Consider the following 23,798-nt stretch of genomic DNA (forward strand, 5'->3'; position numbering starts at 1 on the left):
TGTCGAGGAGCATGCTGTGAACTGGCTGATCGCAGAAGACGAAGCCGATATTCGAAATTTGGTCGGAATCATGTGCACGGTGTGGGGGCACACGCCGATCACGTTTGAGTCCGGCCAGAGAGTCTGGGAGTGGCTGGATCAAGTCGAAGCCGGTGAAATCACGACCGGCTTACCCGACTTTGCCCTCATGGACATTCGAATGCCCGGCCGGCGCGGCAGCGAGCTTTCCCAGCGCATGCGCTCGATCGAGGCGCTGAAAGGCATTCCGATTGTGCTGATGACGGCCTTCGTTCTGGGTGACGAAGATATCGACCGGATCAAGCAGGAATACGGCGTCGATCACATCATCAACAAACCACTGCCGGACTTCGATCGGCTGGGTACCGTGCTACACGACATTATCAAACAGAAGCAGGAGGCATAGTTGGGCGGCCCGGGCGATCCGCCCGAGATCGTACGTGTCGAGGGGATCGGCGAGAACACCGGCAATCTCTTCGAGCGCTTGTTGGGCGGAGTCAGACAAGGATCCAAACCCGGGCGCGCGTCGGTCGACAAGCAGCGCCTGTTGGAGCTGCGTGCCGACCGGCTGAGCCAAGCACTGCGAGACAAAGAGCACGATCTCGAACGCCTACGCGGGGCGCTTAACTCACTGGAAGACGGTGCGCTCGTACTTGACGCTGACGGCAGCGTGGTCTTCATGAACGGCCCAGCACGCGACCTGATCGGGTTTGAGGACGACCTGTACAACAGCGAGTTTGGCATGGCGCTAAAGGGGATTCAGGCACGTGCCTCAGACGCGGGCGGCGTCACACCGTCCGATCAGCCCGAACGCATCGAAGTCCACGGCCAACCACTCGTGCTGAGAACTGCCGCCATCACCGGCGACGAGGGGCAAGCGCTCGGAACCGTCGTATTCGTGCGCGACGTCAACAGCGATCAAGTCTCCAAGCAGCTTCGCAATCACTTTCTGACGTCCATTTCGCATGAGCTTCGCACGCCGATGCAGGCGGTCAAGGGCGCGGCGGACTTGCTCATCGGAAAGGTTCAGGACGATCCACGCTCGGCCCAGCTCGTCGAGACGCTGGCCCATAACGTCGATGTCCTCGACCGGATGGTCGTCGAGATGCTCGACTTGGCTGAAATGGGTGCCGGCACGTTCCAACCGTTGGTGGGGCCGGTCGACTTGCCACGGCTCATGTCGAGCATACTGCACGGGATGATGCCCGACGTGCGTCAGGCACAGCTCGAAATACGTCTGATGGTCCGCAATGCGGTCGCACTCGAATTCGAGGCTGACGAGGCGCGCCTGCGGTGGGCAGTCGGCCATTTGCTCCGGAATGCCATTCAGTACACCGAACCGGATGGCTGTATATGGGTGGCCGTCGGTCTAGACGATCCTGCCGGCGAGGCGATCGCGATCGACATCGTGGATACCGGCGTCGGCATTTCCGACGACGATTTGCCACGCATCTTCGACCGCTTCTACCGCGGCACGGCCGTCGCGGCAGACGGGTCGCGGATCGAGCCGCGCGGGTTAGGACAGGGGCTGTTCATCGCCCGCGAAGTCGCGGCGGTGCATGGCGGTACGGTCTCGGTCGAGAGTCAGGTCGGTCGTGGCAGCAGCTTCACGATCGTGCTTCCGCGCAACTATTTCGACTAACAGCTATCCACAGAGGTGACGCGTCACAATGACCGAACCATGGACGTCCGATCACGTTCAGCGCGTGCTTGACGAATTGGCAAGCGATGTTCAGATCACACACTTTTCCGAGTCTACTGCCACGTCACAGCTTGCGGCCGAGCAAATCGGTTGTGAGTTGGGACAGATCGCCAAGAGCATTCTGTTCATGGTCGATGGCAAACCGGTGCTTGTGATCGCGTCGGGCGACCAGCGCATCGACGACCGCAAGCTGGCAGCACGCTTCGACGTGTCTCGCAAACGCGTTCGCACGGCAACGGCCGATGAATGCGTGGCGATCACCGGCTATCTGCCCGGCGGCGTGCCCCCGTTCGGGCACAAGACCCCCGAGCTGACGCGATTCATCGATCAGTCGCTGGGTCGTTACGAACTGGTCTACGCAGCGGCAGGCAGCAGTACGTCGATTATGCCAGTCGGCTACGAGCGGCTCGTCCACCTAGCGGGGGGGCAGGTCGCTGATTTCGCCAAAGACAACGGAACGAGCGACGCTCAGGCTTGACGCCCGAAGTATCCGAAAACACAGCGAAGCACTTCGAGTTCGCTGGTCGGATTCTCGCGCCCAACGTCCAGCTTCTTGGTGCGGTTGTTCGCCTCGAGCAGTCCGCTGTTACTCTCAGCGCCAATCTCCGGAATCAAACGCGAGAGCTGGACGAGCATCGAAGCGCGATCGTTGATCATTTGCCGCGCCTCTTCATCCTGCACGAGAATCATGCTGTCAATCTCGGCCTTGACTGCGCGAGCCGTAACGTTGGCTGGCGATGGGCGCGTCAGCCGGACGATAAACGCAAGCGACGTGACGATGGCCTGTTTTAGCGCCAGCTTGTCAGGTACGCCGAACGGCTGGCCGGGCGGGAGGCTCGGGTTGTTGAACGCGGCGCTGCTCAAAGCTACGCCCATCGCACGCAAGATGTCGAAACTGGTCGTCAGGCGGTCCTCGCGCGGGCGAGTCGCCCGTTTCAACTCGGTTGCAGCTGCCAGCGCTTTAATTAGGTCGAGGATCGCCGCCCGAATTTGTGTGCGGTCGGCCTGGCCGAGCGCGCCGCCCAAACCCGACAGCATCGACTCGACGTGATCGGCCTCAAGCTCGTTCCGGTCGATGAACATGACGTTCAACGCACCGAGCAGGCGCCATGTAATCGCCGCACTGCGCAAAAACGTGGCGAGATCCTTGCCGGACATCAACTGATAGATGTAACGCGTAATCTCGAACTGAGCGCCGCGATCAAGGCCGAACTCGCGCGATAGATACGCGAGGATCTGTGGGTGCTCGCGGGCCGGCGCACTGCGTACGAACGTCCGCAGGATGGCCATGCCATCGGCCTTTTCAAGTGCGGGTTTGGTGCATGCGGCCACAAGCTGCCGCGCCGCGTCGACAAAGCTGACTTTCTGTTTTTCGGCGGCAGCCCCGAAGTTGACGGTCGTCTCCGCCGCCGACGCGATGTTGTTGGTCGTAAGCATATAGGCGACGAGCCGTGCCAGAGACGGAGTCGGGAGCACGCTCACAATGTCCGGCGTCGCGCGAATAATCGAAATCACGTCGGTGGCGACGACGTCGACCGGCGGGGACGGCGTGCGTTCAACCAAACTGCCGAGGCCGGCCATTGCCAGCGGCGCGCCGACGATTCCCTGTTCGTTGAGGGAGGCGATAGCGTTTGGGATTTCCTCGGCCGCGATGGGCGTGTCGGTAAACAGTCGTTCCACGACACGTAGATACAACAGCTGCTTTTCGCCCACATACAGCGTCTTGGACTGCATGCGCAGCTGCGTACCGAGCGCAGCGTAGTCACCGATTGCCAGCTTGATACGCAAGAGCTGGAAACTCCCTTGCTGGCCAAGGATTTCGAGCTGATCGGGCGTGAAACCATCCGCCACCTGCCCGATATCGGCGCGCGTATGCTCGTCGGCCTCGAGCGCTGCCCGCGCGAGCGCCGACAGCACGTCTGTTTCCAGCAGGTCAAGGCGATCGTACTGTCTCGCCCAAAGGGCGAACTGGGCGATCAGGCGCGCGTCCAGATGGGATCCGAAGGCACGCGCCGCCTTCAGTAGGACGCCGGGAGGGGCTTGACCGCTTTCCGGCTTGAGCACGTTAAGGAACGTCGAAACGTCTTGGGGCAGCAACCCTTGAATTGTCGGTGCGCTCAGGAACTGGCGCGCGTTGTCGACATCCATCAAGTCGGCGATCATCAGGAACAGGTCGTTAGCGAGGTCCGACCCCTTGGATGCAAATGGCACGAGAGTTTCGAGCAGAGGGCGACTGACCTCCCGCAAATTGGCGATACGGGCGGATGCGATTAAGTCCGGGATCAGGTTCGACAGTCCTGACAAATCACGAGCTTCAGCGAGCGCACGCGAACCCATCAGGGCCGCCCTTTGGGCGAGCTGCTGCCACCGCAGCCGGGATGGAAGTTCTACGTCTTTTGCCAGCCAGCGCGTAACCAGACGATACACGTCCGGCGCTTCGCCCTTGTGACATGCGGATGCGAGTTGGATGAGCGCGTCGCGCTCGAGTTCGGGGAACTTTACAAACAAGTCCGCGACCGGGTCTGCATCTGTCACGGCGTGCATGACCAGCGCGAGCTGCAGAAGATGGCGCGCATACGCCGCGCGCAGCGAGTCGGAAAGCGTGGGATCGGTTCGCAGGATCGTGGACGCGTCTTCGTGGCTGACCGGCTGACCGCTTGACAGCGCGTCGTCCACCTTCAGGCGATACGATCCGTAGGCCAACGCCTCAGCAAGCCGGTGTCCTTGGCTCAAGTACCAGCCCGCGGCAGGAGTCATGGCTGTGGTACGTTCGATCACGAGGCTGGTGTCGAGGCGAAGCTGGCTCATCACGAACCGGGCGTAGTCGTCCCGAATCGGCACGCCGAACGTTTGCCCCGAGACCCAGTCGAAACGCACGACGTCGGCAGAGCTCACCGCCTCACGTGCGAAGCACACTTGACACTCGACATCCTCATGCGTCGCCGAGTCGGTGGTGAATGTGACCGCGAAACGAACCGATGGCGGGAGCATGGCCAACAAGCCATCGACCAGCTTAAGTCGCTGCGCGACATCGGCCGGTGCGTTTTGTATGACGAGCCGCACCCCCTGAATGATCGCCGCCATCATCTGTTCGACGCTGTCCATCCGGTTGCCGGTAATCGACAGCAGGGTCAGCATGTCCTCCGTCTGCTGCTCGGGTGTGATCGGCAAAAGGTTGGTCAGTGCGATGGGAAGCAACTCGGGCATGCGGCCCGCGATGTTGGGTGCCGTAGTATCAAGCATTCCGATCAACGCGCGGAGATTCCCCTGCATCGCGCGCAGTGTGTCGGAGGGCAGAATGATATAGTGCCCAAGGGGCTTGCCGTCCGGATTACGCATCACGTGAACGGCAAAGAACTGCCCACCTGCGCTGTCACGCAGCAGCGTCAACGACTGCGGCAGCTCGGCGGCTGACAGGGGAAAACGATCGGTCAGCCGCGCGATCAACTCCTGAGTCACTTGTGCTGTACGAGCCGCTACCTTCAAACTGCCCTTAGCGTCTCCACGGGTTGTCACGAGGGATATATAGAAGTGCTCCAGCGTGTTGCGCACCGCTGCCATGAGCAGTCCCTTCAGTTGAGTTCGGGATACGGCTGTGCGTTGCCCGGCGATTATAATTCATCGAACTATTCTATCCCAAACCGGGGGGACGGATGACCGAAGTACGGGCACTGTCGTCAGGGCAGGTCGCGCGCGCCGCCCTTGTAGTACTGCTGGGGTTCCTCGCCAGCGGTGTGTTGGGTGTGGTACGTACAGCCGCATACTCGGCCAGCTTCGGCGCGTCGGCTGAACTCGATGTGTTCTTTGGTGCTCAGCGTATCCCGGAACTGCTGTTCACGCTGGTGGCCGGCGGGGCGCTCGGCTCGGCGTTTATCCCGGTATTCACGCGCTTTCTCGGGCGGAACGACGCGGACGCGTGGCGACTCGCGTCGGCCGTAATGTCGTGGTCGGCGGCGGCGACGGGGCTATTCGGCCTCGTGTTAGCCGTCACGGCCCCGCTGTACATGCCGATCCTCATTGCCGACGTGCCTCCAGAATACCAGCAGCTTGCGGCGCATCTCGCACAGTGGATGCTGATTACGACCGTCATCTTCTCTGCCAGCGGGCTGGTGATGGGCATCCTAAATGCTCATCAACAATTCACACTACCTGCTCTGGCGATCAGTATGTACAACCTCGGGCTGATCTTCGGCGCACTTGTGCTCACGCGCGTTATCCCGACCGAAAGCGGACCGTTTGCCTACGCGTCCCAGAGCGGCGCCAACGTGTACGGGCTGGCATTTGGCGCAATCCTCGGTGCGCTGCTGCACCTTGCCGTTCAGGTCCCGGGCCTCATACGCGTTCGTGCGAAGATTCGGCCGCTGCTGCGGTTCGATGTCGAGGGCAGCGGCCGCGTTCTGCGTCTGATGCTGCCGCGCGTTCTGGGCTTGGCCGTAACGCAAATCAACTTTCTCGTGAACGTGTTCTTCGCGACGCGCATGTCCGAAGGCAGCAACTCGGCGATGAACGTCGCCTGGTTCATGATGTTCTTCGCTCTCGGGGTGATTGCCCAGAGTGCCGGTACAGCCGTTTTTCCCACCCTGTCGAAGCTTGCCGACGCGAACGATCTTGAAGGGTACAGCGATCGGCTTGTCGACGCGCTGCGCGGTGTAGCTTTTCTCGCGATCCCTGCATCCGTCGGCTTGATCGTGCTCGGCGGTCCGGTGATCGCGCTGCTGTTCGAGCGCGGGGAGTGGACGTCTCAGGCGACACAGGCGACGGCGTGGGTGCTCGCTTTCTTCGCGCTCGGCATGATCGGGCACGCGTTCCTTGAGATACTGTCACGTGCGTTTTACGCCTTGGGCGATACCCGAACACCGGTGGCTGTCGGCGTGATGGCGCTTGTGGCGAACATCGTGCTCAGTATCGTGTTCATTCAGTTTATCGGGGATCCGGCCACCATCGAGCGCACACCCGCCGCCGGTTTAGCGTTGGCCAACTCGGTCACGACCTTGTTGGAAGCCGCGCTGCTCTGGTACCTGTTGGGCCGACGCGTGCCGCAACTGCCGACGCGCCGCGTCGTGGAAATGGTCGCACGAGCGTGTGCGGCAGCCGCCGTGATGGGGGCCGTAGTCGCCGCTGCTGCGGCGCTCATGTCCAGCCAGCACACACTCGTGATTGTGGCCATTTGCGGGCTGCTTGGGGCGGCCGTTTACTTTGTCGCGGCTCAACTGGCTGGCGTGCACGAAGCGCGGTCAATCGCTTCGTCGATTATCCGCCGCGTTGCCCGTCGCAGTTAACGCCTGAACAGCACCACCGGGTCCATCCGGTTGGCGATCATGCGCCCGGTACTGGTTTCGTTCGGGTTGTTCCATGCCCGAATCTCGAGATGCAAGTGGGTGGCCTCGCTGTTGCCCGTGTTTCCGCATCCTCCGACCCGCTGATTTGGCTGGAGGACCTGCCCGGCCTGCACGTCGATCGTATTCAGGTGCGCGTATATCGTGAAGATGTGGTATCCGGTAAGGTTGCGCCGCTGCAATTCTGCGCGTGTCGACGCGGGAAGCTGGTCATGCAAATAGCGGACAACGACGTAATTCCCGTAACCGAACCCCCATGCGGGATCTTGCAGAACGGCCGGGTCGTTCAAGCGGCGTCCCTGCGACAATACGTTGGGCTGAGCCTGTGTACACGCAGTACAGCGCGTAACCTGCACGACCAATCCACCGGTCGGCCCGGCCAGCACCGGTTCTCCGGTCACTGCGCCGAGGTCCCACCCGTAGTGGATCGCGGCGAAATTGGGGTCGGTATTCCAGTCGCGGACCCACCATGAGTGTTCCATCGGCGCCGGGTAGGCGTCCAAGTACGCCAGCCCATGCCGCTCGACGTCTCCGACATACCGCAGCAGGTCCTCACGTATCCAGCCTGTCGTGCCCTGCGCCTCGACGTTCACCCACTTGAAACGGCTCGCGCGATTGTGTTCAGGCTGTGCGCCTACAATCCGGCAGCGCGTGCGGTGCGGGAAGCGCCCGACCGGTTCAAAGACCGTACCCGCACCGCGGCGGACGTTGACTCCGTCACGTCCCATGGTTAGCGCGTGGCCCTCTTCGCCGGATGGGGTTGGCATAGGCGGTACGGATTCAGGCTGCGAATCGGTCGGCTCTGCGGGTTCGGTCGGTTCAGGGCGCGGCGGGGCAGGCGTCGGGTCGGGAACGTTGGGCGTAGGCATGATAACGGTACGCGCGAGCGCAAATGCCTGCGTGCGCTGAGGAATGAATCCGTAGCCGAATGCGGATCCATCGCCCTCGACGGCGATCAGGTCGTCACGCACCCAGCCTTGGCGACCGTCGCCAAAGTCCAAGTTGAGCCATTGGTAGACCTTGCCGTCCTTTGCGCTCCCGGTAGAATCCGCCTGAATGGCGAGAATATCCGCCTGCAGACCGACCGCAACACGAAACAGCAGTTGGTTGATGACCGCGGGCCCAGTACGAACGTTGACCTCGCGAATGGCCGGAAAGTCAAGGTTGCCGAGGACAGTGGCGATAAAGTTTGCCATCGAAGTGCACCCCCCACGCAAGGTTGTCTGCTCTGAATCATACACCAAGTTCAGTGGCAGGGCAGCACGACGGCAAGCGGGTGGGCTATACTACTGCGCGTGTTCGAGCACAGATGCGAGGACTCATCTTGACCAGCAATCAAAAGAAACTTGTGCAGTATCACCTCGCACGACTCAAGGATCGGCGTCCCGAGGCGCGTCTTGAGGCCATCAGCGAACTGACCGAGCTCGGCGATCACGACGCGCTTCCTGCGCTTCAGGCCCTGTTTGAGACCGATCCCGACATTAGCGTCCGCCGCGCGGCGCAGCACGCTGGCCGGCAGATCTATTTGCGGACGCGCAAGTCGGGCGAAGGCGAGTAGGGCGGGACGTGTCGAATTGATGGTGGTTACGGCATAATCTGGTCCATTGACGTGTGGCCCACCCAGAACATAGGAACTGATATGGTTGACATCACTATTCGGGCAGAAAGCCCGGAGGCCATGGAGACGGATGCGCTTGTCGTTTTGGTGCCTTCAGGCGCGCAAGCGGCAGCCTCGTTCGGCGCAAGTGCGATCGACGCGGCTTTGGGGGGCCTCATTGACCGACTTCTCAACGCAGGCGACTTTTCTGGCAAGGCTGAGCAGACCGTCGTTCTCTATCCGCCGGAATCGATAGCATTCAAGCGGGTCGTCTTGGTTGGACTCGGAAACGGCGATCTCCCGTTAGCGGAGCAGATCAGACGCGCTGCCGCGGTGGCAGGCAAGCGGGTGCAAGACTTAGGCGCGAAGACCGCAGCGATCTACGGTCTGCCTGATCCGATTGACATGACCGCAGCTGCCGTTGCCGAAGGTGTGATGCTCGGGCTATACACGTTTGACGGCCTTAAGTCGAAGTCGGCTGACTCGAACAAGCTCGAACAAGCCATGATCGTTTGCTCCGAGGACGTGGTACAGCGGGCTGAGGCGGGTGTGCGTACCGGCACAGCACTGGCTCGCGCGGCGTCCCTCGCTCGGGATCTGGCGAATCTCCCGCCCAACGTGTGTACACCCGCGTATCTCGCCGAGACGGCGGTTCGGATCGCTGGAGAGCGCGGCTTGCAGATCGAGGTGCTGGAACGGGGTCAGATGCAGGCACTGCAAATGGGCGCGATTCTGGCTGTAGCACAAGCCGCCCACAATCCGCCGCGGTTCATCGTACTGCAGCACAATGCCCATCGTTCCGCCGACCTGGACACACTTGTGCTGATCGGCAAAGGCGTGACGTTCGACACCGGCGGCTACTCGCTGAAGACGCGCGACGGCATGATCGGTATGAAAGGCGACATGTCTGGCGCAGCGGCGGTCCTCGGTGCGATGCAGGCCGTTGCGGAGTTGGCCGTCGACAAGCACGTTGTCGGCATCATCCCCGCGTCGGAGAATCTAGTGGACTCTGCTGCGTATCGCCCGCAGGACGTCATCACGGCGTCGAATGGCAAAACGATCGAGATCATCAGCACTGACGCCGAAGGGCGCCTGCTTCTGGCCGACGCGCTGGTGTATGGCAAACGGTTCGCGCCCGATGCGGTGGTCGACATCGCCACGCTGACCGGTTCGGCGGCGTCCGCTCTTGGGGGTGTGTATTCGGCGGTCTTTACGTCGGATGCAGAGCTGCGCCGCGCGCTCGAGCGCGCGGGCAATTCGGTATACGAGCGCGTATGGCCGATGCCGATGGCGCCCGAATACCGCAAACAGATCGACAGCGACACGGCGGACATGCGCAACAGCTCGACGGTCGCGAAGGCCGGTGCAAGCGTGGCCGCTATGTTCCTTGCCGAGTTCGTCGATTATCCGGTATGGGCGCACGTGGACATGGCAGGCACATTTGCCGATTCGGGAGCGAGCGCGTATATCCCGGCAAAGGGCATGTCGGGTTATGGGGCGCGCCTGCTGACCCAATTTGTCATCGAATGGACGACACGTAAGGGAGCGTAGACGTGGCTACATTTCTCGGAATCGATATCGGCGGCTCTGGGATCAAAGGGGCAGTCGTCAACGCGGCCGACGGAGAACTGGTGTCCGAACGACTGCGCGTCGATACGCCTCAACCTTCGACGCCAACCGCGGTCGCTCAGGCGGTGAAGACGCTGGTCGAGATGGCGGCGTACTCGGGGCCGATCGGCTGTACGTATCCCGGGATTGTCAAAAACGGCGTCATGCTTTCTGCCGCGAACGTAGATGCCGCTTGGATCGGGTGTGACGGACAGACCTTGTTCAAAGATGTCGTGCAAATGCCGTTTGTCGTGCTCAACGATGCCGATGCGGCAGGCGAGGCAGAGATGGTCTTTGGCGCCGGAAAGGGCAAGATGGGGGTAGTCATCATGCTCACGTTCGGCACAGGAATCGGAAGCGCGCTTTTTCTCGACGGCAAGCTCGTGCCCAATACAGAGTTCGGCCACCTGCACATGGGGAACAAGATCGCCGAGGCGCGCGCGTCGGCGCGGGTCAAGGAAGAGAAAGAGATGTCGTGGTCGAAGTGGGGTCGGCGTGTGCACGACTATCTCACTCATCTAGAGCGGATCTTCACGCCGGATATGTTCATCATTGGTGGCGGCATCAGCAAGCGCTTCGACCGGTTTGTCGAATACATCAACATCAACGCGGAGATCGCGCCGGCACATTTCTACAACGACGCGGGGATCGTCGGTGCCGCGATGGCTGCCGCTGCCATTTTCCCAGCCCCGTCTGCCGGAAAGAAACAGCCCGAGTCAAAGGGCAAGTCAAGTTAGAGGGACGAAGCTTCCCCAACGCCGGTTCGTATAGACCAACGGGACTTCGTCGAAAACGGAGGCAGCCACGATCTCGCCGACAAAGATCGTATGATCTCCAGCTACAACCGTTTGCGCTGTGCGGCAGTCGATCCACGCCAGTGCGCCGTCGAGCAGCGGCGATCCCGTTTCGAGCGTAGAGTACTCGACGCCTTCGAAGCGGTCGACGATGTCCGGAATCATGCCAGCAAAACGCCGAGCGACTTCCTGCTGACTTGACGACAGGATGTTGACGGCGAAGTGGCCCGCAGCCATCAGCACGGGGAGTGAGGCCGCCCGGTGACTGATGCACACGAGGATGAGCGATGCGTCGAGACTGACGCTCGAAAACGAGCTGACCGTCAATCCATGAGGCCGGCCATCATGTGTCGTCGTAACGACCGTGACCCCGGATGCCCATTTCGCAAGCGTATTCCGGAACAGTTCCGCGTCAATTCCCATGAAGCCCTCGTACCCTTGTCGGCTATGGCCCTGCGGCAGCAATCCGTCGACTATACCCGACAGCGAATCGTGATACCAGTTCGCTAAAGCGGCCAACGGTGCCTAACAGCCCGGCTTGTGGCAGAATTGGTGGCGCCGCGTGAGTTTGTGCGTATTCGCCGCCACATCCGTGTAAAATCTGTCGACCACGATACCGCATATCGAGACTCGTCCATGACCGTACGCCCAACGTATTCGATCGTTGCCCCCGTCTACAACGAAGAGGGGAATGTCCCGCGCCTCGTGTCTGAAGTGACCCGCGTCATGGACTCGACGGACGAGCCATGGGAGCTGATTCTCGTCAATGACGGAAGCCGCGACAAGTCGCTCGATGAGATGCGTGCCGAGGCTGCGAAGAACCCCCGCGTGAAGATCGTCAACTTTGCGCGCAACTTCGGTCATCAGGTGGCAGTGACCGCCGGCATCGACTTCGCGTCCGGCCGGGCGGTGGTCTTGATCGATGCCGATCTGCAGGACCCGCCCGAGGTTATCCTCGAGCTGATCGATCGCTGGAAGGCGGGCTACGAAGTGGTGTATGCGGTTCGTTCGGAACGTAAAGGCGAATCGTGGTTCAAACGCGCAACGGCCAAGATGTTTTACCGCGTGATCTACCGCATTACCGACGTCCACATTCCGCTAGATACCGGCGATTTCCGGCTGATGGACGAGCGCGTCGCCCACGTGCTGCGGACGATGCGCGAGCACAACCGCTTCATTCGCGGCATGACGAGCTGGGTCGGGTTTCGTCAGACCGGCGTGCAATATGTGCGCGAGGCGCGTACGATCGGCGAGACCAAGTATCCGCTGCGCAAGATGATGCGATTTGCTTGGGATGCCGTGACGGGATTCTCGTTCTTCCCGCTTCAGGTGATGATCTACGTGTCGCTCGCGTTGGGCCTGCTGGCCGTGTTGGCGATACCGGTTATCGCACTGCTGCGCATCCGGTTCGGACCAGAATTCTTCGGCGGCCAAGCGACGACAATCGTGGTGCTTTTGCTGCTCGGCAGCTTTCAGCTTTTCTTCCTGTTCGTGCTCGGGCAGTATGTCGCACGTATCTATGACGAAACGCGCGGACGACCGCTGTATGTGGTAGCATCAACAGAGAATGTCGAGCCAGACAAGGACTCAGGGGGAGATCAACCATGAGCGACCTCCCGGACGATCTGAAGCGCGATATAGACCGCTATCAGCAGCTGGTGCAGACGTATGAGGCGCTAGATGCCGAGATTGACGACCTGCTGGCATCCTATGGCGGCGCCGTAGATCAGATGAACGACAGCGACAAAGCGCGCTACCGTGGGCTGTTCCGTCGGCGCGACGAAACACTGAACGAAATGCGCGTCATGGAACTGGATCTCATCGACTCAGAAGACAATCCGTGATCGACCCCGACGAGCGTGTCCTTGTTTGCGTTATCAACCGCAAGCGTGATTTTGTGCGCCTGCGTGACGAGCAGTGGTACCGCATTCCGGTCGGGCGCTTTCCTGAAGGCATCGATGCAACGTATCTCGCGTTTTTCTTCAGCCGGGCTTTCGGCGCGCTGAACGGCGCGGTGCATTGCTACGCAAGGGTGACAGGCATTGAGCTGAGCTACCGCAGTTGGGTGCTGCCGGACGAGCCCGACCATCCGCGCGCACAGGCTGTATACTATCGCGTCGCGCTCGGCCCAATTACCCGTAAGCATCCACCCGTTTCCAACCCGACTAAGCATCGCATCTCGTTCATCCGAACGCGCTGGGATTCATTTCAGTCGGCGCGAACCGTTGATGATCTGTACGTGCGCTAGAGTAAGCGACGTCAATCGAAGGTCGTCCGCGGACAGACTATAATTGTGAAGGTCACTGCTGCAGACAGGCACCACCTGAAAGGACAACTATGGCCGAAAGCGACAGCGGAATCATGGTCACTTTGGCAGTTATCGGCGGTACTGGCAAAGAGGGCAGCGGGCTGGCGATGCGCTGGGCGCTCAACGGCTATCGTGTGCTGATCGGCTCGCGCGATGCACAACGGGCGGTGGCGCGCTGCGGTGAGCTGAATAACGAACTGGGCGGGGATTATCTTACTGGTATGGCGAACCCGGATGCCGCGGCCGCTGCAGACTTCGTCGTGGTTTCCGTGCCGTTTGACGCACAGCCTGAGATCGTCGAGTCAATCAAGGCGCATACTGCCGGCAAGATCGTCGTTGACTTGACCGTGCCGTTAAAGCCGCCGCATGTTCGCACTGTGTTCGTGCCGCAAGGCGATGCCGCCGCGCTCAATACGCAGCGTATTCTCGGCCCGGATGCGCGCGTCGTAGGCGCGTTCCACAACGTAAGCGCGGGCAAGCTCAAGGATCCGAATACGGACGTCGACTGCGATGTGTTGGTGTGCTCTGACGATGACGATGCCAAACGAGACGTAATTCGGTTGGTCGAAGCGGCTGGAATGCGCGGCATCGACGCTGGCCCGCTGGCCAATGTTGTCGCGGCCGAAGCATTGACCCCGGTGCTCCTGCACATCAACAAAGTGTATGGCGTCAAGGGGACAGGGATTCGAATCACAGGACTTCCCTCGTGAGCGATCGGCGCGTAACGCTGTGGTCGGTACCGGGGATTCCGCTGATTCACGCGGGTGACGACCTCGCGGACATGATCATCGAAGCAATACATCGGGCCGGGGAACGTTTGATCACCAACGACGTGCTTGTGATTTCGTCCAAGATTGTCTCCAAAAGCGAAGGCCGCATGGTCGACCTGCGGACGGTCACAGCATCGGACGAGGCGCAGGCGCTCGCCAGCAAGACGGGCAAAGACCCGCGAATCGTCGAGCTGGTCCTGCGCGAATCGGCGAGCGTATCGCGCGTGGCCCCAAACGTGCTTGTGACCACCCACCGGCTCGGGTTCACGAGCGCCAACGCGGGAATCGACCAGAGCAATATCGAAGACGGCGATACGCATGCGCTTCTGCTGCCGGTTGACCCAGACGGCAGCGCGTCGGCGCTGCGAGATCGTATCGAAGCGCTCACGGGTGCCGTGTGTGGTGTAATTATCAGCGACTCGCACGGTCGACCGTTTCGCGTGGGCAACATCGGCGTGGCGATTGGCGCGGCAGGGGTAACCACAGTGCTCGATCTGCGCGGAAGCGAAGATCTGTATGGACGGCCCCTCCGCATTACCGTAAGCGCGTACGGCGATTTGCTGGCGTCGGCAGCGCACCTGATCTGCGGAGAGGGTGCGGATGGCTTGCCAGTCGTGCTCGTACGCGGTATCCCCTCAGTCGGTCCGTATGGTTCGGCAGCAGACTTGAATCGGCAGCCCCAACATGACCTTTATCGCTAATCCCGATGCCCGAGAACGGGTCGAGTCGCTGCGCGCGATCATCTACGGCAGACGTTCGATTCGCCGGTATACCGGCGAACGCGTCCCGCGCGATGTCGTGACTGCGCTGCTGGATTCCGCCATTCGCGCGCCATCTGCGCACAATCGTCAGCCGTGGCGCTTTGCCGTGATCCAGGACGACGCGGCGAAGCGATCACTGGCGGCTGCAATGGGCAACCGACTGCGTGCAGACCTTGAGCGCGACGGCGTGTCGCAAGAAGCCATCGAGGCTGATGCCGGGCGGTCGTATGCTCGGCTGACCGGCGCCCCTATCCTTATCGTATTGTGCCTGACCATGCGCGACATGGATGCGTATCCCGACCCGATCCGGGCGGCCCACGAGCGCACCATGGCTGTTCAGAGCGTGGCGATGGCCGGGCAGAACCTGCTGCTCAGTGCTCACGCCTATGGGCTGGGAGCCTGCTGGATGTGCGCGCCGCTGTTCTGTCAGGATGTCGTGCGCACAACCTTGGGACTTGATGCGGACTGGGAGCCGCAGGCGATCGTCGCGGTGGGAGCGCCGGCAGAAAGCCGGTCGCGATCTCGAAACCCGTTGGAAGAAAGTGTCGTGTGGCGGTGAGTACAGAACTGCGCGTTGTGTTGTTTGTTGGCGGCGTAGGCGGGGCCAAGCTGGCCGACGGGCTGAGCCGCTGCCTGCCGCCCGGCGCGCTTCGAATCGTCGTCAACGTGGGCGACGACTTCCGCCGCTACGGGCTGAAGATCTGCCCCGATTCCGACACCGTGCTGTATACGTTGGCTGGCAGGGTTGACCCGGTAAACGGGTGGGGTGTGGCCGGCGATACGTCGACTGTGCTGCAAGCCTTGGTCGAAATGGGTGACGACGCGTGGTTTCGCCTCACGGACAATGATCTGGCGACGCATATGTATCGTACGCAGCGGATGGCCGACGGCGCGACACTCACACAAGTGACCGCGGAATTGGTAAGCGCGATGGGTGTGGACATCGACATTCTCCCTGTGACCGACGCGCCGGTTCCGACCCGAGTCCTGACAGCGGATTACGGGGAACTCGACTTTCAGGAGTACTTCGTCCGCTATCGCTGGCAGCCCGAGGTCAAGTTCGTTCGCTACGTGGGCGCGGAAGACGCAAGCGTAACTGCCGAAGTCGCTGCGGCCATCGATTGGGCGACGTGCATCGTCCTTGCGCCGTCGAACCCGTGGCTGTCGATTGGGCCGATTCTGGCCGTCGGCGACATGCGCGAGCGACTCCTTGCGCGTGACGTGCCCCGTGTCGCGGTGACGCCGATTATCGATGGCAAGGCGGTTAAGGGGCCGGCGGCAAAGCTCATGGCCGAGCAGGGTCTTGAGGTCAGCGGGCGCAGCGTCGCCGACTTCTACGGGGCGTTATTGACCGACTTCATTGACGATGTTCGCAATCCGATATTTGCACGGGATGGAATGAACGTCGTTCAGCGAGATACGTTGATGCTTGAGCCGACAGATCGCATGCGCTTTGCGAGCGAATTGATCGGCTATATCGGGGAGCAAATCCGGTGAGCGTGTGGGTGGTGTTGCCCGTCAAACCGCTAAACCGTGCGAAAAGCCGGCTGGCCGACGTGTTGTCGGCCGATCAGCGCCAGCGCTTCGCTGAGATGACGCTCCGGCACATACTGGAGACAACCCGTTCTGCGCGGCAGGTCACCGGTACGTTGGTGATCAGCCGTGACAATAAGGTCCTGAGCATTGCTCGCGACTTTGGGGCGCGCACGGTACAGGAAAGCGGCCAGCCTGCGCTCAACCCGGCCCTGATGCGCGCGACGCAACTGCTCGCCTCTTGGAACGCCGGCTCGATCCTCGTACTGCCTGCGGACGTGCCGCTCATCGGAATTGACGACGTCACGGACATGATCCGTTTGGCGGGAACGCACGAGCAGTGCGTGGTCATTGCTACCGATCGACTGCACGACGGAACCAACGCGCTGTTGGTTAGGCCGCCCGGGCTGCTTGAATATGATTACGGCCCGGGCAGCTATCAGCGACATCTCGATCAGGCGCACGTGCTGGGCGTACACGTCGCCGAGTATCATTCGCACAACTTGCAGTACGACCTCGACATCCCCGAGGACATCGACGCGTTCTATCAGGCCGTCTTTGGCCGTACCGTGCCGGACGGCGTATCGCTCGCCGAAGCATTCGATGAGCTGCAATCCGCATTTGAACGGCGGATGATGGGCTAGGCATGTTCAAGCGGTTAGGTCTGTTCCTGCCCGCGCAGATGCCGCTGCCTGACGCTATACGGGTGGTGCAGTACGCAGAACTGCGCGGATTCGAAGCCGTCTGGCAAGCAGAGCGTATGCTGCTGCGGGACTCATTGGTGGTACTGGCTGCGCTCGGCGCCGTGACGACGCGCATCAAGCTGGGTACGAGCGTGCTCGACCCGTGGACGCGCAACGCCGGCCTGCTGGCCACGTCCCTCGTCACGCTCGATGAGCTTGCCCCGGATCGAATACTGTGTGGATTGGGCGGGTGGACGGACGCGGAAGCCGCTCGTGTCGGGATTGAACGCGATCGGCCGCTGCTTGCGCTGCGCGAGGTGGCAAATGCGTTGAGCGAGTTGATTGCCGGGCGATCGGTGTCTCGCAGCGGGGAATTCGTAACGCTCGTTAGCGCGCAGATTCCCGAACACGAGATGCGGCTGCAAAGCCGGCGTATCCCGATCTACCTTGGCGGCACTGCGCCGCGTACTCTCGCGCTGGCCGGCGAGCTTGCCGACGGGGCGCTGCTCAATTATCTCGTTACGCCTGCTTATACGCGGGCGGCGCTCGACGAAATCCGGCGCGGTGCGGCTGTCACGCGCCGGCCCATCGAATTTGTCGACCGGTCGCAGTTGATCGCATGCTCGGTCAATCGCAATCGCGCGCAGGCGATGTCCGAAGCACGGCGGTTCGTTGCTGGCGCCGTGTTGGCTCAGCCGGCCTTAATGCAGGCCAACGGTGTCGCCACGTCGCTGATCGATTTGGTCACCCGGACCGCAGCAGAGTCGGGCTTGGACGAAGCGGCTCGCCTCGTGCCCGAAGAAGTCCTGCTAGCGCTGATGGCCGCCGGGACACCTGACGACGTTCGACGCAAGGTCAACGACTATCTGGACGCCGGGGCAACATCGCCGGTGTTGTACTGCATCGGCGAAGACGTCCGTTTCATGATCGACGTGTTTACGGACCCCTACCTATCGTGACCGCCGTATGGGGACGGATCGAGCGTGCGCTGCCGTGGATCTACGCGGGGGCTACGGCTGCCGCGGTGTGTGTCTATGCGTTGCTCGGCGCGAGGTTCACGGGCGGCGATCCGTTAATGCCGGTTGACGACGCATATATCCATTTCCAGTACGCATGCCAGTTCGCGTCAGGCGAGCCGTTCGTCTACAACCCGGGTCAGCCACCGACATCAGGCGGAACGAGCTTGATCTATCCGATCCTGCTTGCGGCCGCGTGCGGAACTGCAGACCACGGCCTCGGCGTCAGCATCTGGGCTGCAGCCATCGGGGCGTGCGGTCTGTTCGTCGCCGCCGAGTGTGTGCGGCAGCTTGCGCTGCGGTGGGGACGTCTGCGGGGCATCGCCGCCCTGTTAGGGTTCGCGGTGATCGGCGGCGCGATGACGTGGCACGCCGCAAGCGGGATGGAAACGCTTCTGGTCGGCGGCTTGATGGCAGCCACGCTGCTGATGTTCGATAACGTGTCAGCCTTGCAGTTCGCCGTCGCGGCTGCGCTTCTCGCCGTGAGCCGGCCCGAAGCTGCGGGATTCGCAATACTGGCTGGAACCGTTTTTGCTGGCCGCGCGGTGGTACAGCGCAGATGGCGTGCTGCTGCGCTCGTGTTTCTCGTACCGCTGGCTGCCGCTGGTCTGCAGCCTGCCCTAAACCTGCTTGTCACTGGCGGCTTGGGATCGTCCGGAGGGCAGTCAAAATCACTGTTTTCGGTGGTGCCATTCGATCTCAGTTACGTCGCGGAGCGCATCGCCGAGAACGTTGCGCGCCTATGGGCGCAATTCGCAATCGGCGCGGACGCACACGGACACTGGATCTTGCCTCCGCTTGTGGGTCTTGCCGCCGTAGTCGGTGCGATGATGCTTGTCCTGAGGCGTAACCTGAGCGGCCTGCTCGTGCTGGGATGGTGGGCCGCAGGCTTTGCCGCGATCGCAACACTCGACACCGCGTTCTGGCACTTCAACCGCTATTCGGTGCCGCTGCTGATCGTCGCCTTTCCTGCTGTGGCAGCGGCGACCTTTCGGCTCGATAGACGTGCAGCGACGGCTGTCGCTCTCGTCGTATGTGCGTTCGCCGGCCTGACCCACGTCACGTTCTTCGACTTGTATCGGATCAACGTCGAAAACGTCGCGCGTCAGCCGCTGGCGATGTCGCGATGGATCGCCGCCAACATTCCCGGTGAGTCGGTCGTGGCGGTGCACGATGTCGGGCTCATTCGGTTCGTCGGTGGACGCACGACCCTCGACATGGTCGGGCTGACGTCGCCTGACGCCGCCGACTCGTGGCGCAACGGGCCGGGAGCGGTGGGCGAATACCTCGACCGGCAGCAGCCCGAGTATGTTGCTGCCTACACCGACGCGCGCGGCCTGCGCTATCTAGCCGATTCGTTGTACGGCCCACCACTGGTCGGTTTCGACGCGCCCGTCGATCTTGCGACGAACGTTGCGCTTGGTGGCCCATTTCAGGGTGTATACCGGCCCGATTGGACTCGTGTTCAGACTGCGCCACCCCTGCCGTCGGCGCTGCTTGATCACGTGGAGGAGGGCGCTCTGTTGGACTTTGTCGACCTAGCGGACATCGAGAGCGAACGTGCGCACAGCTACGCGTGGTCGAACACAGCGCGTCTCGCCGGTTTTGCCAGCGAGTATTACGACCTCGACGTGACAGGCTGCGGCGAATCCTGCCGGTGGCGGGATGGTGGCCGGGTTATGTCGGGCGCGGAGTCATTCACATTGAGTGCGCCGGAGAGCGGTGATTTGATGCTGCTTAGCGTCTATCACGCGACTGCGCCGGTGACGATGACGGTCCGGGTTGACGGCGCCGACCTTGCGACCCGCACTCTGCCGGCCATTCCGGGTCAGTTCATCGTGGTGCCGACGCGGCTCCCTGCCCGCGACCGGGGCGGTGGGCTGCGCATCGAGGTCGATTATTCACATGCCAGCCAAGTCGTCACGCCCTATTGGCATGGGGTCTATGCGGCCGCGCCCTTGTCGACGGCCTCCGTCTCGATCGAGTTCGCGCAGGCGGGGGTAGGCGTTGAGCCGGAAATCGCGCGCGATGGCGACATTTTGACGGTCTCGATGGATTTTCTAAACGAGGGTGGCGCGACGGGCGACTACCGACGTTTTGTCCACGTGTACGCGCAGCTTGACCAGCCGCCGGTCCTGCAAGACGATGCCTATCCGGGCGGCGGCGCGCTTCCTCCGGGCATCATGCCGCTGGGCACGACTTCCGATCAGGTTGTGTTAGACTTGGCGGCATTGCCTGCAGGGCGCTACACGGTGGCGATCGGGTTGTACTCGCCCCTTACCGGGGTGCGCACGCCGCCATCTGTGACGTGCTGTTGGACCGTGGACGCAGATCGCGTTCTGATCGGAGAGGTCGTCATAGGCGACGATGGATGACGTACGCGCAGTGCTAGTCGCAGTTGGCGAGGCGGCCGACGGGTCGGAACCGTTCGCGCTGGTGACCGTCGTGTCGACGCAGGGTTCGGTGCCGCGTGAGGCCGGCGCAAAGATGCTCGTGCGGCAGGACGGATCGGTGATCGGTACAATCGGCGGCGGCGCAATGGAAGCGGATGCGATTCAAGAGGCGCTTGCGGCTCTTCAAGATGGTCGTATCCGCGAAAAGACGTACACGCTCAACAGTCTCGAAGCGGGTGATCCAGGTATCTGTGGCGGTACACTGCGGGTCGTGGTCGATCCGGTGCGGCCGGCACCGCGACTGCTCGTAATCGGCGGCGGCCACGTGGGGAGCGCCCTGTGTGAGCTCGCGAAGTGGGCGGGGTTCCAGGTCATTCTGTCTGACGATCGCAGCGACTATTGTGGGCCGCATATCGTGCCGGATCTCGCCGGGTACGTCGTGTGTGATCCGGTAGATATCGTGTCGCGGACCGTGATTGACGAGGGCACGTTTGTCGCCGCGGTGACGCGGGGCCTGCCGGTAGACGAGCGACTGCTGCCCGCGCTGCTCGCGACGAAAGCCCCGTACGTCGGCCTAATCGGCAGCAAGCGGCGGATCCACCTGACGCGTGAGGCTCTTGCGCGAAGTGGTCTCGGGCTGGACTTGCTGAATCGCTTGCGCGCGCCAATAGGGCTGGATATCGAGGCACAGACACCGCGCGAAATCGCGGTGAGCATTCTTGCGGAAATCATTATGATACAGCGAGGTGGTTCAGGTCGATCCATGTCGCAGCAGGACACGTGACAGCGACCGTCGATCCGATGGTACAAGCAGTGGCGAGACGGTGAAGATTCTTTTTGTCAGCGACACGGTTGTCGCTCAGTTGGAGAACGCCGCAAACCTCAGGCGCAGGTACGCTGACGTCAAGCTTGTCGTCAGCTGTGGAGACATGAGCGCGGCTTATCTCGAATTCATTACATCGGTGCTGGGTGTACCGCTGTTCTACGTGCGTGGCAATCACGACGAAATGTACGACCAGGAACCGCCCGGCGGTGTCGATCTGCACCGGAGGGTGGTGGAATTCGGAGGATTAACCTTCGCAGGCATTGAGGGGTCGATACGCTACAATCAGGGTAAGATCCAGTATGACGATTGGCAGGTTGCCAACATGGTTGCCCGGTTTGGGCCTTCGCTGCTCCCGCGCCGTTATCGCCGAGGGTACGGGGTCGACGTGCTGGTGACACATTCGCCGCCGAAGGGTATTCATGACCTGGATGACAGGCCGCACCACGGCATGCGGGCGCTGTTGTGGTTTATGCGCTGGTATCGTCCGCGCTACATGGTGCACGGGCATGTGCACACGTACGATAACCGCGTAAAAACACGAACCGACTATCTGCAAACGCATATCGTAAATATCAACCCGTATACGGTGCTGGACATCGAACCCGTAGCTCGAATCGAAGCACACTAATCTTGAGGCCGAAGCATGTGGAAGACCTATCACAACGTCGCCTCCGCTGACGAAGCGGTGGACTTGCTCGCACAATACGGACCGCGAGCCAGAGTCGTAGCCGGCGCGACAGACCTGTTGATCGAACTTGAACGCGGGACGCGCCCGCACCTCGAGGCGCTTGTCGACGTGTCGCGAGTGGCGGAACTGGTCGGCATTGAGGAGACCGCGGACTCGCTGATTCTTGGCGCCATGGCGACGCACAACGACGTTGTCGCCAGTGATCCGATCCGGCGCTTTGCGCTGCCGCTCGCGCAGGCCAGTTGGGAAGTCGGCGCGCCACAGATTCGCAACCGGGCGACCATCGCCGGCAACGTTATCACTGCATCTCCAGCCAACGACACGATCTGCCCGCTGATGGCTCTAGACGCGTCGGTCGAGCTGCGTTCGGTGCGCGGCACCCGTACCATCCGCCTCGCCGAGTTCTATACCGGACTGCGTAAGACCGTCATGGAACCGGATGAACTTCTCGTCAACATTCGCGTGCCCAAGATGACGGCGAGTCAGCGCGGGATTTTTCTCAAGCTCGGATTGCGGCGCGCGCAGGCCATTTCAGTCGTGAACTGCACCGTACTGCTGACGTTGGACGCCGCATCCATCGTGACCGACGCGGTCATTACGCTTGGGAGTGTCGCGCCAGTGATTATTCGCGTGCCAGACGCCGAACTCCAACTTATCGGGCAGCCGCTTACGCCCGAAGTGATGTCGCGCGCAGCACGGGCCGCTGCCGCGGCGCCGTCTCCCATCGACGACGTGCGTAGTACGGCGGCATATCGGCGCGAAATGATCGGTGTGCTGGTGCATCGGGCACTGCGTATGCTAGCGCAAGATGCAAGCGTGGCCCCGCCTTCGGACGCCGCCATGCTGTGGGGGGCGGAGCCTCATCCGGTAATCCAGCGTGCGAGCACGTTGGCTGACGGTGATCGGATCGAGGTCGAGATCAATGGTGTTCCCCGCCGGTTCGACCGCGGACACGACTGTACACTGCTCGACTTTCTGCGTGAAGCGGCCGACCTTCCGGGCACGAAAGAAGGATGTGCCGAAGGGGAATGTGGCGCATGCACCGTGCTGCTGGATGGAGCGGCAGTGATGGCCTGTATGGTCCCGGCGGTGCGCGCCCATGGCGCGCGTGTGACGACGGTCGAAGGCTTGAAAGTCGGTGACCAACTGCATCCGGTTCAGGCGGGCTTCATTGCGGAGGGGGCGGTGCAGTGCGGCTACTGTACGCCGGGGTTCCTTGTCGCCGGGGCGGCTCTGCTGCACGAGCATACGGAACCCACCCGTGCGCAAATCGAGCAGGCATTCAGTGGTAATCTATGCCGCTGTACCGGATATTATAAGATCATCAGTGCGATGCAATCCGCATCGCAGAGCCACGGGGTGACGGAGGCGACCGATGTTTCAGCAGACTGATCCACTCGCGAAAGATGAATCGCAGTTACGACGCAGTCGTGCATGGCTTGGCATTGTTGGCCTTATCCTTACGATCGTGTTTGGCGTAGTGGCTTATATCCTCAGCGCGCCACTGTCCGAAAACACGCAGCGATTTGTGGGACAGGTCGACCCGAACATTTGGCGCGTCATCGTCGGGATCGCGCTGTTCTTCATCTGCATGATGATTATGGCCGTGATGTTCGCGATGATGGTGCCCAAGTCGAAGGAGAAATTCAGCGACCGCGAGATGAAGAAGGACAAGCGCGAAATCCTTGTTTCTGCGGCGGCGAAGAAAGCGCGGCAGCAGCAGGTGCGCAAGCAGATCGCGAAGGCGCGTCGAGAAGGCAAATAG

Annotated in this window: 24 protein-coding genes; 21 read left to right on the top strand and 3 right to left on the bottom strand. The window is 61.7% G+C overall.

What is annotated here, in order from left to right:
• Positions 1 to 16 precede the first annotated feature (16 nt).
• The 3 genes from IPM16_05360 to IPM16_05370 are packed head-to-tail and all read left to right on the top strand — an operon-like array spanning position 17 to position 2,198.
• Complete coding sequence (locus IPM16_05360) at positions 17 to 424, top strand: response regulator (protein ID MBK9122537.1); 408 nt, start codon at positions 17 to 19, stop codon at positions 422 to 424.
• Complete coding sequence (locus tag IPM16_05365; protein ID MBK9122538.1) at positions 425 to 1,660, top strand: PAS domain-containing sensor histidine kinase; 1,236 nt, start codon at positions 425 to 427, stop codon at positions 1,658 to 1,660. It begins immediately after the preceding gene.
• 28 nt (positions 1,661 to 1,688) lie between these two features.
• Positions 1,689 to 2,198: a YbaK/EbsC family protein gene (locus IPM16_05370; protein MBK9122539.1), complete on the top strand. Its 510-nt coding sequence runs from the start codon at positions 1,689 to 1,691 to the stop codon at positions 2,196 to 2,198.
• Here IPM16_05370 and IPM16_05375 read toward each other — a convergent pair.
• On the bottom strand, positions 2,189 to 5,281 hold the full coding sequence (locus IPM16_05375; protein MBK9122540.1) for a hypothetical protein: 3,093 nt from the start codon (positions 5,279 to 5,281) through the stop codon (positions 2,189 to 2,191). The genes IPM16_05370 and IPM16_05375 overlap by 10 nt on opposite strands.
• Before the next feature lie 92 nt (positions 5,282 to 5,373).
• On the opposite strand from IPM16_05375, the gene murJ reads away from it, so the two are divergent.
• Complete coding sequence (gene murJ / locus IPM16_05380) at positions 5,374 to 6,999, top strand: murein biosynthesis integral membrane protein MurJ (protein MBK9122541.1); 1,626 nt, start codon at positions 5,374 to 5,376, stop codon at positions 6,997 to 6,999.
• Here the strand turns inward: murJ and IPM16_05385 are convergent.
• Positions 6,996 to 8,252, bottom strand: a complete 1,257-nt coding sequence (locus IPM16_05385; GenBank protein ID MBK9122542.1) for a M23 family metallopeptidase — start codon at positions 8,250 to 8,252, stop codon at positions 6,996 to 6,998. The genes murJ and IPM16_05385 overlap by 4 nt on opposite strands.
• 128 nt (positions 8,253 to 8,380) lie before the next feature.
• Between IPM16_05385 and IPM16_05390 the strand changes: the two genes are divergently transcribed.
• From IPM16_05390 to IPM16_05400, 3 genes are all read left to right on the top strand, one after another.
• Positions 8,381 to 8,614: a HEAT repeat domain-containing protein gene (locus tag IPM16_05390; protein ID MBK9122543.1), complete on the top strand. Its 234-nt coding sequence runs from the start codon at positions 8,381 to 8,383 to the stop codon at positions 8,612 to 8,614.
• Between the two features lie 81 nt (positions 8,615 to 8,695).
• Positions 8,696 to 10,204 (top strand): leucyl aminopeptidase, encoded by a 1,509-nt coding sequence (locus IPM16_05395; protein ID MBK9122544.1) that lies wholly within the window; start codon positions 8,696 to 8,698, stop codon positions 10,202 to 10,204.
• Positions 10,205 to 10,206: 2 nt separating this feature from the next.
• Positions 10,207 to 10,998: an ROK family protein gene (locus IPM16_05400; GenBank protein MBK9122545.1), complete on the top strand. Its 792-nt coding sequence runs from the start codon at positions 10,207 to 10,209 to the stop codon at positions 10,996 to 10,998.
• Here the strand turns inward: IPM16_05400 and IPM16_05405 are convergent.
• Positions 10,990 to 11,478 carry a flavin reductase family protein gene (locus tag IPM16_05405; protein ID MBK9122546.1) on the bottom strand — a complete coding sequence of 163 codons (489 nt, stop codon included), beginning with the start codon at positions 11,476 to 11,478 and terminating at the stop codon, positions 10,990 to 10,992. The two genes, IPM16_05400 and IPM16_05405, sit on opposite strands and share 9 nt — an antisense overlap.
• A gap of 213 nt (positions 11,479 to 11,691) precedes the next feature.
• On the opposite strand from IPM16_05405, the gene IPM16_05410 reads away from it, so the two are divergent.
• The 14 genes from IPM16_05410 (at position 11,692) to IPM16_05475 (ending at position 23,798) form a co-directional block, all read left to right on the top strand.
• Positions 11,692 to 12,663 (top strand): glycosyltransferase family 2 protein, encoded by a 972-nt coding sequence (locus tag IPM16_05410; protein MBK9122547.1) that lies wholly within the window; start codon positions 11,692 to 11,694, stop codon positions 12,661 to 12,663.
• Complete coding sequence (locus IPM16_05415; protein MBK9122548.1) at positions 12,660 to 12,899, top strand: hypothetical protein; 240 nt, start codon at positions 12,660 to 12,662, stop codon at positions 12,897 to 12,899. The genes IPM16_05410 and IPM16_05415 overlap by 4 nt, the downstream gene beginning before the upstream one ends.
• On the top strand, positions 12,896 to 13,303 hold the full coding sequence (locus IPM16_05420; protein MBK9122549.1) for a hypothetical protein: 408 nt from the start codon (positions 12,896 to 12,898) through the stop codon (positions 13,301 to 13,303). The genes IPM16_05415 and IPM16_05420 overlap by 4 nt, the downstream gene beginning before the upstream one ends.
• Before the next feature lie 89 nt (positions 13,304 to 13,392).
• Positions 13,393 to 14,073 carry an NADPH-dependent F420 reductase gene (npdG, locus tag IPM16_05425; protein ID MBK9122550.1) on the top strand — a complete coding sequence of 227 codons (681 nt, stop codon included), beginning with the start codon at positions 13,393 to 13,395 and terminating at the stop codon, positions 14,071 to 14,073.
• Positions 14,070 to 14,834 (top strand): coenzyme F420-0:L-glutamate ligase, encoded by a 765-nt coding sequence (gene cofE, locus IPM16_05430; GenBank protein ID MBK9122551.1) that lies wholly within the window; start codon positions 14,070 to 14,072, stop codon positions 14,832 to 14,834. The genes npdG and cofE overlap by 4 nt, the downstream gene beginning before the upstream one ends.
• Positions 14,818 to 15,453, top strand: a complete 636-nt coding sequence (locus IPM16_05435) for a nitroreductase family protein (protein ID MBK9122552.1) — start codon at positions 14,818 to 14,820, stop codon at positions 15,451 to 15,453. The genes cofE and IPM16_05435 overlap by 17 nt, the downstream gene beginning before the upstream one ends.
• A complete protein-coding gene (locus IPM16_05440) occupies positions 15,444 to 16,391 on the top strand; it encodes a 2-phospho-L-lactate transferase (GenBank protein ID MBK9122553.1) in 948 nt (315 codons plus the stop codon). Before IPM16_05435 ends, IPM16_05440 begins: the two co-directional genes overlap by 10 nt.
• The gene (cofC, locus tag IPM16_05445) at positions 16,388 to 17,071 is read left to right on the top strand and encodes a 2-phospho-L-lactate guanylyltransferase (GenBank protein ID MBK9122554.1); all 684 of its coding nucleotides are present in this window, start codon (positions 16,388 to 16,390) and stop codon (positions 17,069 to 17,071) included. The genes IPM16_05440 and cofC overlap by 4 nt, the downstream gene beginning before the upstream one ends.
• Before the next feature lie 2 nt (positions 17,072 to 17,073).
• The gene (locus tag IPM16_05450) at positions 17,074 to 18,069 is read left to right on the top strand and encodes an LLM class flavin-dependent oxidoreductase (protein MBK9122555.1); all 996 of its coding nucleotides are present in this window, start codon (positions 17,074 to 17,076) and stop codon (positions 18,067 to 18,069) included.
• The gene (locus IPM16_05455) at positions 18,066 to 20,501 is read left to right on the top strand and encodes a hypothetical protein (protein ID MBK9122556.1); all 2,436 of its coding nucleotides are present in this window, start codon (positions 18,066 to 18,068) and stop codon (positions 20,499 to 20,501) included. Before IPM16_05450 ends, IPM16_05455 begins: the two co-directional genes overlap by 4 nt.
• Positions 20,494 to 21,303 carry an XdhC family protein gene (locus IPM16_05460; GenBank protein ID MBK9122557.1) on the top strand — a complete coding sequence of 270 codons (810 nt, stop codon included), beginning with the start codon at positions 20,494 to 20,496 and terminating at the stop codon, positions 21,301 to 21,303. The genes IPM16_05455 and IPM16_05460 overlap by 8 nt, the downstream gene beginning before the upstream one ends.
• A 40-nt stretch (positions 21,304 to 21,343) precedes the next feature.
• Complete coding sequence (locus tag IPM16_05465) at positions 21,344 to 21,973, top strand: metallophosphoesterase family protein (protein ID MBK9122558.1); 630 nt, start codon at positions 21,344 to 21,346, stop codon at positions 21,971 to 21,973.
• A 15-nt stretch (positions 21,974 to 21,988) separates the two neighbouring features.
• Positions 21,989 to 23,425, top strand: coding sequence for an FAD binding domain-containing protein (locus IPM16_05470; GenBank protein ID MBK9122559.1), 1,437 nt, complete (start codon positions 21,989 to 21,991; stop codon positions 23,423 to 23,425).
• Positions 23,409 to 23,798, top strand: a complete 390-nt coding sequence (locus IPM16_05475) for a hypothetical protein (GenBank protein MBK9122560.1) — start codon at positions 23,409 to 23,411, stop codon at positions 23,796 to 23,798. Before IPM16_05470 ends, IPM16_05475 begins: the two co-directional genes overlap by 17 nt.

The sequence above is a fragment of the Candidatus Flexicrinis affinis genome, from assembly GCA_016716525.1.
Classification (GTDB): domain Bacteria; phylum Chloroflexota; class Anaerolineae; order Aggregatilineales; family Phototrophicaceae; genus Flexicrinis; species Flexicrinis affinis.

Bases quoted from the DNA above. Each gene is read 5' to 3' on its own strand.
- murJ (MBK9122541.1), top strand. From the start codon at position 5,374: ATGACCGAAGTACGGGCACTGTCGTCAGGGCAGGTCGCGCGCGCCGCC.
- IPM16_05450 (MBK9122555.1), top strand. From the start codon at position 17,074: ATGTTCAAGCGGTTAGGTCTGTTCCTGCCCGCGCAGATGCCGCTGCCT.
- IPM16_05375 (MBK9122540.1), bottom strand. From the start codon at position 5,281: ATGGCAGCGGTGCGCAACACGCTGGAGCACTTCTATATATCCCTCGTG.
- npdG (MBK9122550.1), top strand. From the start codon at position 13,393: ATGGCCGAAAGCGACAGCGGAATCATGGTCACTTTGGCAGTTATCGGC.
- IPM16_05410 (MBK9122547.1), top strand. From the start codon at position 11,692: ATGACCGTACGCCCAACGTATTCGATCGTTGCCCCCGTCTACAACGAA.
- IPM16_05460 (MBK9122557.1), top strand. From the start codon at position 20,494: ATGGATGACGTACGCGCAGTGCTAGTCGCAGTTGGCGAGGCGGCCGAC.
- IPM16_05435 (MBK9122552.1), top strand. From the start codon at position 14,818: ATGACCTTTATCGCTAATCCCGATGCCCGAGAACGGGTCGAGTCGCTG.
- IPM16_05475 (MBK9122560.1), top strand. From the start codon at position 23,409: ATGTTTCAGCAGACTGATCCACTCGCGAAAGATGAATCGCAGTTACGA.
- IPM16_05385 (MBK9122542.1), bottom strand. From the start codon at position 8,252: ATGGCAAACTTTATCGCCACTGTCCTCGGCAACCTTGACTTTCCGGCC.
- IPM16_05395 (MBK9122544.1), top strand. From the start codon at position 8,696: ATGGTTGACATCACTATTCGGGCAGAAAGCCCGGAGGCCATGGAGACG.
- IPM16_05370 (MBK9122539.1), top strand. From the start codon at position 1,689: ATGACCGAACCATGGACGTCCGATCACGTTCAGCGCGTGCTTGACGAA.
- IPM16_05415 (MBK9122548.1), top strand. From the start codon at position 12,660: ATGAGCGACCTCCCGGACGATCTGAAGCGCGATATAGACCGCTATCAG.
- IPM16_05405 (MBK9122546.1), bottom strand. From the start codon at position 11,478: ATGGGAATTGACGCGGAACTGTTCCGGAATACGCTTGCGAAATGGGCA.
- IPM16_05470 (MBK9122559.1), top strand. From the start codon at position 21,989: ATGTGGAAGACCTATCACAACGTCGCCTCCGCTGACGAAGCGGTGGAC.